Here is a 12,717-nt window from a genome sequence, read left to right on the forward strand (position 1 = left end):
GTCACAATTCCGTCACATTTAACCATAAAAAATGAATCAAACATTCATTTTTTATCCCTTTTAAAATGGATATTGATGTAAATGTTGTCCTCCATCCATTGTCATGCAAGTTCCATTTATGTACGCCGCTTCATCTGAGCATAAATAATAAGCTAGACCAGCGATTTCTTCTGGCGTACCCAGCCTTCCAAGCGGAACACTTTGTATCGTACGCTTAGCCATTTCTTCTGAAATCCATAATTTATCAGCACCGCCCGTACGTTCAATTGGTCCTGGCGCGATAGCGTTAACTCGTATTCCATATTTACGCCCCCACTCAACAGCGAGCGTCTTCGTCATCGCTAATACCCCTGCCTTCGCTGCAGCCGAATGAATCACTCCTGGACCTGCATCCCATGCATACGTTGCTACCATGTTAATGATATTCCCTTTTATACCTTTTTCAATCCAATATTTTCCGACAGCATGACTACAGTAAAACGTACCGTTTAACACAATATTAATGACTGAATTCCAGCCATTCACAGATAAATCTTCTGCTGGACAAATAAAGTTTCCAGCTGCATTATTTATTAAAACATCAATTCTACCAAACTTCTCATCAATCTGTTCAATCATTTTCTGAATGTCATCCGTATTTCTTACATCCATTTGTACAGGTAATACTTGCCCTGGAAATTGTTCAATTTCCAACTTTGTTTCCTCTAGTTTTTCCTTTGTACGTCCGGTAATAACAACTCGTGCCCCTTCTTTTGCAAAACGAGTCGCCATTCCTTTTCCCATTCCACTCGATCCACCTGTTATAATAACTACCTTTTCTTTCACATACATCCCCTCCAAAAAATGAATACACATTCATTTTATCACTTTATTTAATAGAAATCTTTATATTTTTTAAACTTTTCTGATATTTTAACGTAAAGAACTTTCTTTTTATTCATTTTTTTTCGTAATCTATACTACTTTTTTATTATGTAAAGTATATTTTAAATAAACTGAAAGGAGATTTGAGTAGCCTATAAATGGAATAAAAACATTGAGGTATACTCATATTTTTATGAAGCACATTACAAGAAGAAATTTTTTAAAAATTGGTATGCGTACTTGTCTCTATTCATTTATAACCAGTAGCATCGGATACTACTATGCTAAATATATAGAGCCCCATTTCATTTCTTTTACACAGCACACATTAAAATCACAACTCATCCCAAAAAGTTTTCATGGTATAAAAATTCTTCAATTCAGCGATTTACATCTCGGATACTATTTCTCGCTTCAACATTTATCTAAAGTTGTTTCTAAAATTAATGCTGTAAATCCAGATATTGTCCTTTTTACCGGAGATCTCATTGATAATTATCAAACGTATACTGACACTCCTTTCGTTGCATCCATTTTAAAAAATATACAAGCCCCCTTCGGTAAATTCGCTATTTATGGTAACCATGATCACGGTGGATATGGAACTGAATACTATGAGCACATCATGCGTGAATCTGGATTTGAACTATTGCTAAATAGTGAAAAAAGAATTCGTTTAATGGATAATAGTGAAATTTCTATTTTCGGTCTCGATGATATACTACTAGGCAGACCAAAAATAGAGAAAACATTAGAGCATGCACGGCAAAGTACTTATAACATTGTTCTTGTTCACGAACCAGATATCGCGCCCAAAGTTTCTAAATATCCAATCAACTTGCAACTTTCTGGTCATAGTCACGGCGGACAAGTACAAATTCCTTTTTTAGGACCTATTATTACACCATCACTCGCCAAAGACTATATTGAAGGCTTCTATACAATTCAGGATTTAACTCTCTATGTCAATCGAGGCCTCGGAAGAACACGTGTCCCATTCCGTTTTATGTCAAAACCTGAAATTACACTTTTTATACTTCAACATTCGTAATAATTCGCCTATTTTCTTGCATATCCTTTCTTGTACGCGCTCATCCATGTTTCATTTACCATATGATGAAAGTGAGTCCAATAAAGGAGGTATGTTCATGTATCCATATTATCAACCAATCCCAGTCCGTTCAGCACCTATTGGTCCAGTAGGCGACTCACGCTTCTTTCCGTTTTTTGGCGTTCCCTTTCTAGCTGGAATTGCTGGTGGATTGCTCGGCGGAGCATTAGCTTTCGGCCCTCGACCGTTTTATCCACCTTATCCACCACCTTTCCCGCCGCCAGCACCTTATCCTTGTTACGGTGGACCCTGTCAACAACCATACTATTACTAAGTTAAAATAACAATTCTTTCAAATGTTATTCTCTCAACGAACCACCTCATTACACGCTTATAATAAAACTATTGTTTCTACTCAGCCTTCCATTTTGGGAGCATATGAGTAGAAAAAAGTAAAAACCTCTTATGGACATAAGAGGTTTTTACTTTTTTCATTATTCAGCGTCTGTATTTTGATATGCCATCTTAAACAACTTCACTTGGCTATCAATTTCTTCTGTACTACCATTAATAACATAATAGTAATCACCATCTTTATTTTGTTCACGTGTTTTCACATTATCAGCTAATGTAAGCTGTAAAATCGCCTTAATTCGTGCCTTCATTTCAATATCTAATATCGGGAAAGATATTTCCACTCGCTTCTCCATATTTCGCGTCATCCAATCAGCTGAAGATAAATATATTTTCTCCTCCCCATTATGATGGAAATAATAAATACGGCTATGTTCTAAATATCTTCCAACAACACTAACTACACGAATATTTTCACTTACATTTGGAATACCAGGTCGTAAGCAACATGTTCCTCGAACAATGAGCTCTACCTTTACTCCAGCTTGTGATGCTTCGTACATTTTTTTAATTAATGGTTTATCTGTTAATGAATTCATCTTAGCGATAATATATCCATTTCCATATTGCCTATGATAACGGATTTCTTCATCTATTAAATCCATAAATTGCTCTCTTATATCAAATGGAGCAACCGATAAATGATGAAAATGTGGCTTTGTTGTATAACCACTTAAATAATTAAAGAAATTGGTTGCATCAACCCCAAAGTCTTTTCTTGATGTAATATATCCAAAATCAGTATATAACTTCGCTGTTGCATCATTATAGTTTCCAGTTCCAAGATGTACGAACCTTTCAATTTTTCCGTTTTTTCTTCTTACAACTAACGTAATTTTACTATGTGTTTTCAAGTGACTTACACCGTAAATAACATGACAGCCTGCCTGTTCTAATTCTTTAGCCCAATGAACATTGTTTTCTTCATCAAACCTTGCCTTTAATTCAACCAATACCGTCACTTGTTTTCCCTTTTCAGCCGCTATCTTTAACGCCTGAATAATCGGTGAATCACCACTTACACGATATAACGTTTGTTTAATCGCAAGTACATTCGGATCGTCTGCCGCATCACGAACAAAATCAACTACCGGCTGAAAGGATTCAAAAGGATGATGTAATAAAATATCATGCTCAATTGCTTTTTCAAATACATCTTCTTCATCACCTAAATCTTGAGGCGGTTGCGGAATAAGAGCTGGATATACAAGATGTTCATATAAAGGAGCTAGTTTTTTATATAAAGAAAACAAACATGTTAAATCTAATGGACCATCCATTATATATACATCTTCATCTTTTACTTCTAGAACCTCATATAATAACGCTAATACTCTTTCATCAATGTGTTCTTTCCCAACCTCTAAACGAACAGCAGCCCCCCACTTACGCTTTTTTAATTCTTTTTCAATTACCTTTAATAAATCTCTCGCACCTTCTTCATGAATCGTTAAATCTGCATTGCGTGTAATACGGAAACGAGTAACAGATGATACTGTATATCCCGTAAATAATTTATGAGTAAAGCTACTAATTACGTCTTCTAATAAAATAAATTTATGCTTTTGCCCTTCGCTCGGTAAAATTATGAAGCGCTCAAGTAATGAAGGAACTTGCACAATTCCTAATTTCGTCCTGTTTTCTTCTTCCGCTTGCTTCTCATCATATAAAAGAGTAGCCAAATTCAAACTTTTGTTTAATAACATTGGAAATGGGCGATATGCATCAATAGCTACAGGAGTTAACACCGGAAAAATTTGCTCATCAAAATACTCTTCTATAAATTCTCGCTGCTCTTTCGTCAAATCATTGAATGTTAAACGTTCAATTCCCTCTAACTCAAGCGCTGGTAATACATAATTTTTAAATGTATCATATTGTACTGTCATTAGTGCATGGGCTTTTATCACAATTTTATTTAATTGCTTTTTTGGTGTTAAGCCAGCTTTATTTTCTGGTTGATTAAATCCAGCACTCACTTGATCCTTTAATCCCGCTACACGTACCATAAAAAATTCATCTAAATTCGAACTAAAAATACTAATAAATTTCAATCTTTCCAAAAGTGGATTATTTGCATCTTGCGCTTCTTGTAAGACACGTTCATTAAATGCTAACCAACTTAACTCTCGATTATTGTAATAAGCTGTATCATTTAAATTTACTGCATTCCCCTTCAATAATTCCATTCTCTTCACACTTCCCCTTGAAACTTTTTTACTATAATTTAGTTACTTTTATTTTAGCAAATTACAATATTATAAAGTGTAAATTTTTTGTAAAGACATCCGTACAACCTAATGTTTTAGTTCAAATAACAAGTTAATATTCGTTTTTAATACTCTTTCTAACTGTTTTTTTTGTTTTTCAGCTTGCACTTTTTCCGCTAATGCTGATTGTTCGCATAAAACTTTAAACGTTAACCCTTCTTCGTTTTCTGTTATAGATATGGTATCAACAAGCGATCGTTGCCTTACATTTAAAGTAGCTGAAAATTGTAAAACAGCTCCTAACAGGCGGATTTTTTTTTGTTCGCTTTTATCAAACCAACCTTCAAATGGTGATAAATGTTGTTTAAATAACATTTTTGATTTATACGATGCAATAAGCGCTAGCCTTACTCGATCTTTATGCATCATGCCATCAATTGTCTTATTCGCTAATAAATAAAACGTATGTAAACGGCTCGCTTCTTCGTCTATATATTTGCCTATATTAAATACTTTCGTAGCTTGATGGAACACTTCCCAGTCTTTTACTGACATAGAAATAAGCCCTATTTCCTCAAGTTGTTTGCAAATTAGTCTTCCATGTTTAATAAGTTGAATAACAAATTCCATGTCCATTTCGTATTCATGTGATAGTAAATGCAAACTTTCTTCAACTACGTTCGGATAATATGAAATCCCCAAATCTTTTGTCAACTCTTCATAGAAAACACCTTCTCTTAGCCCTTTTCTACTTAATACAAATGCCGGTGCCTCTATAACATGAACAAGTGTATGAAATACTTCAACCGCTGGAATAATCGTATCTGCTCGATCTTTTGCTAATCCTTCCAATTTCTGAAGTTCTATGAACGACAATTTTTCCAATTCATCTTTTACAGTTTCAATATCTTCTTCTTTCATCTTGTATAAATGTAATCCTGCTATAGGATAACATATCAAATTTTGATGGATTTTTACTAAGTTCCTAGCACTACCACCAATTGCAATAAGAGGCAATTTCTTATTGCTTAACCATGGTAACGTTCGAAATTGAAACTCTAAATACCGTTGCATTCCTTCTAACTCATCTTTAGTAGGAATATCACCTTTAATAAATTGTTGCTTTAAAGAAAGTGCCCCAAAAGGAAAACTATGGTACTCTAAAATCTCTCTATTTCTAAAGTATGTAACTTCCGTACTTCCCCCACCAATATCTACCGTTATTCCTTCTGAAAACGATGTAGAATTCATAACCGCCAAGTATCCGTAACGCGCTTCCTCATACTCTGATAATACTCTAAGAGTAAAGTCCGTTTGTCCTTCAATAAGCTTTTTAATTTCCTCTTGATTCTCAGACTGTCTAATTGTTGCTGTTGCAACACAAAGTACATGATGCAACTGATGGAACCTTGTACTTTCTTGAAATTGAAATAATGTCTGTAATAATACTTCTATTCCCTCTTCATTCAACACACCATCAATTAAGTAATTCCTTAACCTAGCAACCACTTTCGTATTTTCAATCTCTTTATAAAAACCTCCATTTTGCTTTTCATAAATAACTAAACGCATTGTATTAGATCCAATATCTATAATGGCATACTGTTGTTTTAATATTTCTTTCAAACTTCTCACTCTTTCATTATCAAATTTCAAAAACATATTCTATTACTATTATACAAAATAGTTGTTTTTTGTAACAATATTGCTTTAATATTGAAAATATATACAATCACTTTTTGCATATAATAAAAACCTCTTTTATTTATGGTATAATAATGAAAAATTGAAAGGAGATTCAATATGAAACCTTCACAACCACAATCTCAATTACAAAACCAACATTCTATTAATCGACTAGCTCAATCTATTTTCGTTGTGAATCGTCATGCTAAAGCAGCTACTAATCCTAAATATTTATACTGGTTAAAAAAGACAGCTTTAGAACGTTTGATTGCTGAAAAAAAAGCAATTAAAGAAGGATTACATTTTTCTAGAAACCCACGTTTTAGCCAACAACAATCTGATGTCCTTATACGTTTAGGCGATTATTTTTTCCACATCCCTCCTACGAAAGAAGATTTTCGAATTCTACCGCATCTTGGTCATCTTGAATCCTCCTATCGAAATCCGAAAACAACCTTATCTTTAACAGTAGCAAAAAAAACACTTCAAGATTATATTGGTCCTGAAGCATTGAAACAAGAAAAAAAATTAAGTGAACCTGTTCCATGGTATAGTCGTACTTATACAAAAAAATAAAACAGTTTAGCCAAGTGTAGGCCAAACTGTTTTATTTTTTCTCTTCTTTAATTTTAATATTTGCTTGTTTATAAAAAGCTACTTTTTCTGTATTATAAGACTTTGTGAATTCATTAAATTTATCTTTTTCTGACTCAATATCCTTATAAGATTGATTTACTACTTTTACTTTTTCACTAATATCTTTTAATTTAGTACCTTTATCTTGTAACATTGTGTATAAATCTTTTTCTTGTTTTAAAGATTTATTATAGCTGTCATACATTTTATTAAATGAATCGTGTCGTTTCTCATAGGTGCTTTTCACTTTATCAGCTTGATCTTTCAACTTATTATCTTCAATTTTCTTCACATACTTATCAGCTGACTTCACTTCTTCTTGCGCTTTATTTAAAGCCTCTTTTTCTTTTGTAAGTACTTTTTCTCGTTCAGTTGTATTCTTTGCTGCTTGATTCAATTTTTCTTTAACAGTTTGATTATTATCTTTTCCTTCTTGCACAATCTGGTTATATAATTCTTGTCCTTCTTTCTCTAAAGCCTCAAGTTTTTTTGCATCTTCAAACATTGTTTTTTCTTGTTTAGCAGCGTTTTCAAACGCTACATATAATTCTTCTTCTGGTTTCGGTCCAAAACAACCGGCTAATAAAGTCATTGATAATGCAGTTATAATTGCTAATTTACTATATTTCAACATCTCTTCCTCCTATTTATAAACGACCATCGTATAATATAAAAAAGTTATAAAATATGTAATTGTTCTATACACTCGCATCTTTTTTACGAAGATCATTAATATTGTTTGTACGAATTATTACTTAATATTACATTATTCTTTTTGAAGTATTTAGCAGTTCCATATCCATCTTTAAGTATAGTTCTTCGTGTTTTTTAAAACCTGTTCACACTATGTATTACCTTAATGGCCACAGAATTTCACCTCAGTCTTAATAAGACTATAATAGTTCACCTGATAAAAGGTGATCGTTCCGCTCTCACGTCTATCATTCCCTTTCCAGCTTTCTATCAAATAATCTCTTTGTTCATTTTACACAGTACAATCGATATCTCGCAACAACTTACAAATATTCTTTTCATTTCCTAAAAAGGAAAAGTGTAGAGCTTGCTTTCCTCTACACTTTTAAAATAAAACACATTGTGCAAATTGCATTGGCACTACCATCATAATTATATGCTTATTTCATATATTTTTAAAGACTTTTATTACAAACGCAACGTTTTTTGTAATAAAAGTCAAAAAAATGTTACAAATAAAACTTCTTCCTATCATATATCTTCAAATCGAAGCTTCACTCATTTTCTTGCAAATTTCTATACTGATACAATTGATTTTGCGACTTTCTCAACAGTTCTTCAAACGTTTTTCCTTCTACTGGATAGCTAGCTGCTCCAAATAAAAGAGTGACACTGAGTAAATCACCTTCTATTTCACTTTCAATATTTTTCATTAATCTGTTTGTTATTGTTGATGTTTCATGACCATTATCAATTGCTACAATAACATACTTATTTTCATCCCACTTTGTAACAACATCTCCCTTCCGAATTGTCTTTACAATGGTACTCTCTAATTTTTGTACTAACACTCCCAATTTTTTTTCTTGCAACGTGTCTTTTAATCCTTCCCATTCTTTTACAGAAAGAATGTAAACTGTAATATTACGGGAATCTCTTTCAGATAAAGCGGCTACTTTCCCAAAAAAATCAACAACAAAATCGTTGCTTGCCATTCCTCCTACTTCCACATTCATACGCTTGTTCGCTCTTTTATCGTACCAATGTCCAAAATAATAACTTAGTATCATTTGCAATATATAAATAATAAAGACGGTATAAAATGATCGTGAATCCAGTTTTGCAATTACATCCTGAAGTGCAATCCATTCTGTAACTGCCACTGTATTTCCAAGTAATAATCCACTAATTTTCCCTTTATGTTTCATACTTCTCCCCCTTTTATACCAATATATGTTTCTATATCAATAATGTTTTTCTACAAAATAAAAAATGTACATATGCAATGTACATTTCTGCTTAAGCTTGTATACCTTTCCTACTCTATTTCATATATATAATATATAACTTTTATAGAAAGGAGTAATCTATATGCTACAAAAAGAGAATCTATCAGATGCTATGCGTTTACTAGCTGGTTTTCTATTATCATTAAAATTATTATTTACCTCTTTCGGCATACACTTTATTACAAACGATCAAATCGACGCAATTGTAAATGTTGTTTCATTTTTATTTATTCTATACTTTGGCTACAAAAATAACTATGTAGGAAAAAAAGGAATAGAGCAAAAGAAAATACTCAAAAAACACAACCTTCACTAAAAAAGGAACCTTTTGTACAGGTTCCTTTTTATCATTGCCGCACAACAACTTCATTTGTTTGCAGTGGACCATATGATATCTCTTTATCTTGAAATGTATATGTAGCCTGAAAGAATGCTTGTTTAAGAGCTTTATCTTTATTAGCTTTTATTTTGCAACGTAGTTCCACCTTTTCATTTGGTAACAAATCATCAATTCGCCACCTTACAAGCTGGAATAAAAACTCACTTATCCCCTTATCAACTTTTAAAGAATTAGGAATATAAGCAAAGTAATCTCGAATCATATGACTTACAACAACTCTCGAAATCATTTCTACCCCTTTATTTTCCACTTGAATTCGCATAATAAGTATATCGTTTACATCGTAGGTCAATTCATACGAAAATTGTTCTGTATACATACTACCAATTTGCAATGTAACGGCTACTTGAGGAAATTCATTTTCCTTTTTCGATCCGTCAATCCACAATACTGGTTGTAGCGGTATTGAATACTTTCCTGTATCCGAAATTCGTCCCCATATTTTCATAATATATATTCACCTCATTTCAGATGTACCATACACACAATGAATTCCCCAACTTACTAAAGCTTGCTACAAGTAATGTTTAATATTTCTCTTCCTTTTATCCTATTCGACAATATGAAGAAAAAACCATTTTTCATCTATTAACAGAAGGTGTTCTTTATGAAATTTTTTTACAATTTACTTCATTTCCTTTATAGCAATATTCGTATCGCTCACTCGTTCTCTACTCATATGAAAGAATATTTTGACGGAAGAAAAAATTTGCCTTATAGTCAAATTTGACTATAATATTCTTTATGGCATATTAGTGCACTTATGGAAAAGAAATTAAAATCAACTATACATTAAAATTTTTTATCCACTGCACTCAAAACTTAATATAGTTTACTTATTTCTAAAGGAGGGTTATATTTGGAAACTCAACCATTAAAAAAAGACACCAACAAGACAAAATTTGTTGTTGCTGGTTTGCTGCTTGGTATATTAATGGCCGCAATGGATAATACAATCGTTGCAACCGCAATGGCAACAATCGTTGGAGACCTAGGAGGCTTTGATAAGTTTGTTTGGGTCACATCAGCTTATATGGTAGCAACAATGGCAGGGATGCCTATCTTTGGCAAACTTTCTGATATGTACGGGCGGAAACGTTTTTATATTGGGGGCCTCATTCTTTTCTTATTCGGTTCTGCGCTTTGCGGAACAGCTTCAAGTATTGAGCAATTAAGTATTTATAGAGCTATTCAAGGTATCGGTGGTGGTGCCCTTATGCCTATCGCCTTTACAATTATGTATGATATCTTCCCACCAGAAAAACGCGGGAAGATGACAGGGCTATTCGGTGCTGTTTTCGGGACATCTAGTGTATTCGGTCCTTTATTAGGTGCTTATATTACAGACTATATAAGTTGGCATTGGGTCTTCTATATCAATATTCCATTAGGACTTATCTCCTTTTTCTTCATTACTAAATACTACAGTGAGTCTCTAGAATTTAGAAAACAAAAAATTGATTGGGCTGGTGCTATTACACTTGTCATAAGTATCGTTTGCTTAATGTTCGCATTAGAACTTGGTGGTAAGGAATATGCCTGGAATTCCACTGTAATTATTGGCTTATTTACAACAGTAGTTATTGCGCTTATTATTTTCTTCTTTGTAGAAAGAAAAGCAACCGAGCCTATTATTTCGTTCCATCTATTTAAAAAACCTTTATTCGCAGCTAGTCAAGGAGTTGCCTTTTTCTATGGTGCTGCTTTTATTATCTGTACAGTTTATATTCCAATCTTCATTCAAGGCGTTCTTGGAGGTTCGGCCTCTAATGCTGGATTAATTTTAACACCAATGATGGTTGGTTCTGTAATTGGAAGTCAAACAGGAGGACAATTAGCTTCTCGAACAAGCTATCGTAACATTATGATGGTATCTGGTGTCTTCTTCGTTCTTGGTATTTATTCATTAAGTACTTTAACAATGGACACACCTCGTTTACTCGTAACACTATTTATGATTCTCGCTGGGCTTGGTGTTGGCTTCTCATTCTCAGTATTAAGTATGTCTTCTATTCACAAGTTAGAAATGCGAGACCGCGGTTCGGCGACATCAACAAACTCATTCTTCCGATCACTCGGTATGACTCTTGGTGTAACGATTTTCGGTACAATTCAAAATCATATTTTTACAGATAAACTAAACTCTGTGTTCCCCCCTGAACTAGCAAAATTAGCTCCAAAAGGCGGAGACACAAGTTTCTTATTATCACCAGGCGCTACCGCAAAAATTCCTGCTGAAATATTAGCGGGTATTAAAGAAGCTCTCGCTACATCTATTGCGAACACATTCTTCTGGGCACTCATCCCGGCTGTACTAAGTGTTATTTGTATTTTACTAATGGGAAATGAACGCCTCTTTACAGGCCCTAAAAAGAAAGAAAAACAAAAGCAAGTCAGTTAATATAAAAAAGAAGCGGCATATCCCTTTATGAAAAAGGATATGCCGTTTATAATATGTATAAAGTTTTTATATACAGGAGTTGAGACAGCATGAGCATGAAATTAGTCATTCTCGGCTTGCTACTCGAAGGAGATAAACATCCATATGAAGTGCAGCATATTATGAAAGAACGACAAATGGATTGTTATATTAAATATGCTAAAGGATCACTTTATTACGCTTTCGAGCAATTAGAAAAGCAAGGCGCAATTCACATTACAAATGTAATTAGAGACACAAACCGACCTGACAAAACGATTTTTCATATAACAGAAGAAGGCAAAAAACTATTCCACACTTTACTATTAAAACAATTCGAAGCAAAAAACCAAATATATAAACCTATTTATTCAGCCCTATCTTTCGTTCACTTTAGCAATGATCACGAATTAGTTCCTATTTTAGAAAAAAAGAAAAACGATACTCTTCAATATTTACATACTATGCAAACGATATATGATTGTAATAAAGGAAAGGTTTCACGTGCACAACTATATATTTTACAAAGTGTAATTGAGCATATTACAGTTGAATTACAATGGCTAAACACCCTCCTTAAAGATGCTATAGCAGGCCGACTTTCAGAAGTTGCTATAGATGAAAATTGAGCTATGAAAGAAGGCATCCCTACTTCTTTCATAGCTCAATTTCTCTTTTTATACTGTAATATTATTAGTTACTTCAGAGCTAAAAAGTCAGAATAATAAGAAATAAAAACTTTGGAATTTTCTTATTTTAAAACAGTAGACAAAATTCCAAAAATTGTGTTAGAATTTGTTTCAATATCATATCGCTTGTTAAATTCCTTTCAAAAGGAAAATAGGTACACGAACATTTCGTTTCGTGTTTAAAAGGGAAGCTTGGTGAAACTCCAACACGGTCCCGCCACTGTAAATGCTGAGATTTCTTTTTGGTGCCACTGTGAAAACGGGAAGGTGAAAGAAATTATATGAAGCATAAGTCAGGAGACCTGCCTGTTTTAACAACACTGATAGATTCACGGATGATGATGAGGTGTTAAAACAAAAAGGAAG

12 protein-coding genes and 1 riboswitch are annotated in these 12,717 nt (G+C 33.2%); of the genes, 6 read left to right on the plus strand and 6 right to left on the minus strand.

All coding sequences use genetic code 11. The features are described 5' to 3' along the window. Window positions 1-60 precede the first annotated feature (60 nt). Window positions 61-825: a 2,4-dienoyl-CoA reductase gene (gene fadH, locus QCI81_RS06920; RefSeq protein ID WP_000660913.1), complete on the minus strand. Its 765-nt coding sequence runs from the start codon at window positions 823-825 to the stop codon at window positions 61-63. A 232-nt stretch (window positions 826-1,057) separates the two neighbouring features. Here fadH and QCI81_RS06925 point away from each other — a divergent pair, with 232 nt between their 5' ends. Together QCI81_RS06925 and QCI81_RS06930 are read left to right on the plus strand one after the other, a co-directional pair. Beyond that, complete coding sequence (locus tag QCI81_RS06925) at window positions 1,058-1,915, plus strand: metallophosphoesterase (RefSeq protein WP_063549364.1); 858 nt, start codon at window positions 1,058-1,060, stop codon at window positions 1,913-1,915. A 97-nt stretch (window positions 1,916-2,012) separates the two neighbouring features. Beyond that, entirely contained in the window at window positions 2,013-2,249 is a 237-nt protein-coding gene (locus QCI81_RS06930) for a hypothetical protein (protein WP_000283738.1), read from the plus strand. Window positions 2,250-2,409: 160 nt separating this feature from the next. On the opposite strand, the gene QCI81_RS06935 is transcribed toward QCI81_RS06930, so the two are convergent. Then, window positions 2,410-4,518: a polyphosphate kinase gene (locus QCI81_RS06935; RefSeq protein WP_071729768.1), complete on the minus strand. Its 2,109-nt coding sequence runs from the start codon at window positions 4,516-4,518 to the stop codon at window positions 2,410-2,412. 108 nt (window positions 4,519-4,626) lie between these two features. Further along, a complete protein-coding gene (locus QCI81_RS06940; RefSeq protein WP_071729767.1) occupies window positions 4,627-6,201 on the minus strand; it encodes a Ppx/GppA family phosphatase in 1,575 nt (524 codons plus the stop codon). Between the two features lie 141 nt (window positions 6,202-6,342). Here QCI81_RS06940 and QCI81_RS06945 point away from each other — a divergent pair, with 141 nt between their 5' ends. Beyond that, complete coding sequence (locus QCI81_RS06945; protein ID WP_000804864.1) at window positions 6,343-6,801, plus strand: YkyB family protein; 459 nt, start codon at window positions 6,343-6,345, stop codon at window positions 6,799-6,801. 31 nt (window positions 6,802-6,832) lie between these two features. Here the strand turns inward: QCI81_RS06945 and QCI81_RS06950 are convergent, their stop codons facing one another. Together QCI81_RS06950 and QCI81_RS06955 are read right to left on the minus strand one after the other, a co-directional pair. Next, on the minus strand, window positions 6,833-7,495 hold the full coding sequence (locus QCI81_RS06950) for a YkyA family protein (RefSeq protein WP_353810645.1): 663 nt from the start codon (window positions 7,493-7,495) through the stop codon (window positions 6,833-6,835). 613 nt (window positions 7,496-8,108) lie between these two features. Next, window positions 8,109-8,762 (minus strand): diguanylate cyclase domain-containing protein, encoded by a 654-nt coding sequence (locus tag QCI81_RS06955; RefSeq protein ID WP_053563727.1) that lies wholly within the window; start codon window positions 8,760-8,762, stop codon window positions 8,109-8,111. 163 nt (window positions 8,763-8,925) lie between these two features. Between QCI81_RS06955 and QCI81_RS06960 the strand changes: the two genes are divergently transcribed. Beyond that, window positions 8,926-9,159 carry an SPP1 phage holin family protein gene (locus QCI81_RS06960; RefSeq protein WP_000939446.1) on the plus strand — a complete coding sequence of 78 codons (234 nt, stop codon included), beginning with the start codon at window positions 8,926-8,928 and terminating at the stop codon, window positions 9,157-9,159. Between the two features lie 31 nt (window positions 9,160-9,190). On the opposite strand, the gene QCI81_RS06965 is transcribed toward QCI81_RS06960, so the two are convergent. After that, on the minus strand, window positions 9,191-9,691 hold the full coding sequence (locus QCI81_RS06965) for a hypothetical protein (RefSeq protein ID WP_000708123.1): 501 nt from the start codon (window positions 9,689-9,691) through the stop codon (window positions 9,191-9,193). A 411-nt stretch (window positions 9,692-10,102) separates the two neighbouring features. On the opposite strand from QCI81_RS06965, the gene QCI81_RS06970 reads away from it, so the two are divergent. Then, window positions 10,103-11,644, plus strand: a complete 1,542-nt coding sequence (locus tag QCI81_RS06970; protein ID WP_053563725.1) for an MDR family MFS transporter — start codon at window positions 10,103-10,105, stop codon at window positions 11,642-11,644. Window positions 11,645-11,733: 89 nt separating this feature from the next. Beyond that, window positions 11,734-12,291: a PadR family transcriptional regulator gene (locus QCI81_RS06975; protein WP_071729765.1), complete on the plus strand. Its 558-nt coding sequence runs from the start codon at window positions 11,734-11,736 to the stop codon at window positions 12,289-12,291. A gap of 196 nt (window positions 12,292-12,487) precedes the next feature. Beyond that, a riboswitch (cobalamin riboswitch) is annotated at window positions 12,488-12,675 on the plus strand. Window positions 12,676-12,717 lie beyond the last annotated feature (42 nt).

The organism is Bacillus cereus group sp. MG20 (genome assembly GCF_040459885.1).
Lineage (GTDB): Bacteria > Bacillota > Bacilli > Bacillales > Bacillaceae_G > Bacillus_A > Bacillus_A cereus.

What these genes read in the sequence shown, in the direction of transcription:
- QCI81_RS06925 (WP_063549364.1), top strand. Translation starts at nt 1,058, where the DNA reads ATGAAGCACATTACAAGAAGAAATTTTTTAAAAATTGGTATGCGTACT.
- QCI81_RS06930 (WP_000283738.1), top strand. Translation starts at nt 2,013, where the DNA reads ATGTATCCATATTATCAACCAATCCCAGTCCGTTCAGCACCTATTGGT.
- QCI81_RS06935 (WP_071729768.1), bottom strand. Translation starts at nt 4,518, where the DNA reads ATGGAATTATTGAAGGGGAATGCAGTAAATTTAAATGATACAGCTTAT.
- QCI81_RS06940 (WP_071729767.1), bottom strand. Translation starts at nt 6,201, where the DNA reads ATGTTTTTGAAATTTGATAATGAAAGAGTGAGAAGTTTGAAAGAAATA.
- QCI81_RS06945 (WP_000804864.1), top strand. Translation starts at nt 6,343, where the DNA reads ATGAAACCTTCACAACCACAATCTCAATTACAAAACCAACATTCTATT.
- QCI81_RS06950 (WP_353810645.1), bottom strand. Translation starts at nt 7,495, where the DNA reads ATGTTGAAATATAGTAAATTAGCAATTATAACTGCATTATCAATGACT.
- QCI81_RS06955 (WP_053563727.1), bottom strand. Translation starts at nt 8,762, where the DNA reads ATGAAACATAAAGGGAAAATTAGTGGATTATTACTTGGAAATACAGTG.
- QCI81_RS06960 (WP_000939446.1), top strand. Translation starts at nt 8,926, where the DNA reads ATGCTACAAAAAGAGAATCTATCAGATGCTATGCGTTTACTAGCTGGT.
- QCI81_RS06965 (WP_000708123.1), bottom strand. Translation starts at nt 9,691, where the DNA reads ATGAAAATATGGGGACGAATTTCGGATACAGGAAAGTATTCAATACCG.
- QCI81_RS06975 (WP_071729765.1), top strand. Translation starts at nt 11,734, where the DNA reads ATGAGCATGAAATTAGTCATTCTCGGCTTGCTACTCGAAGGAGATAAA.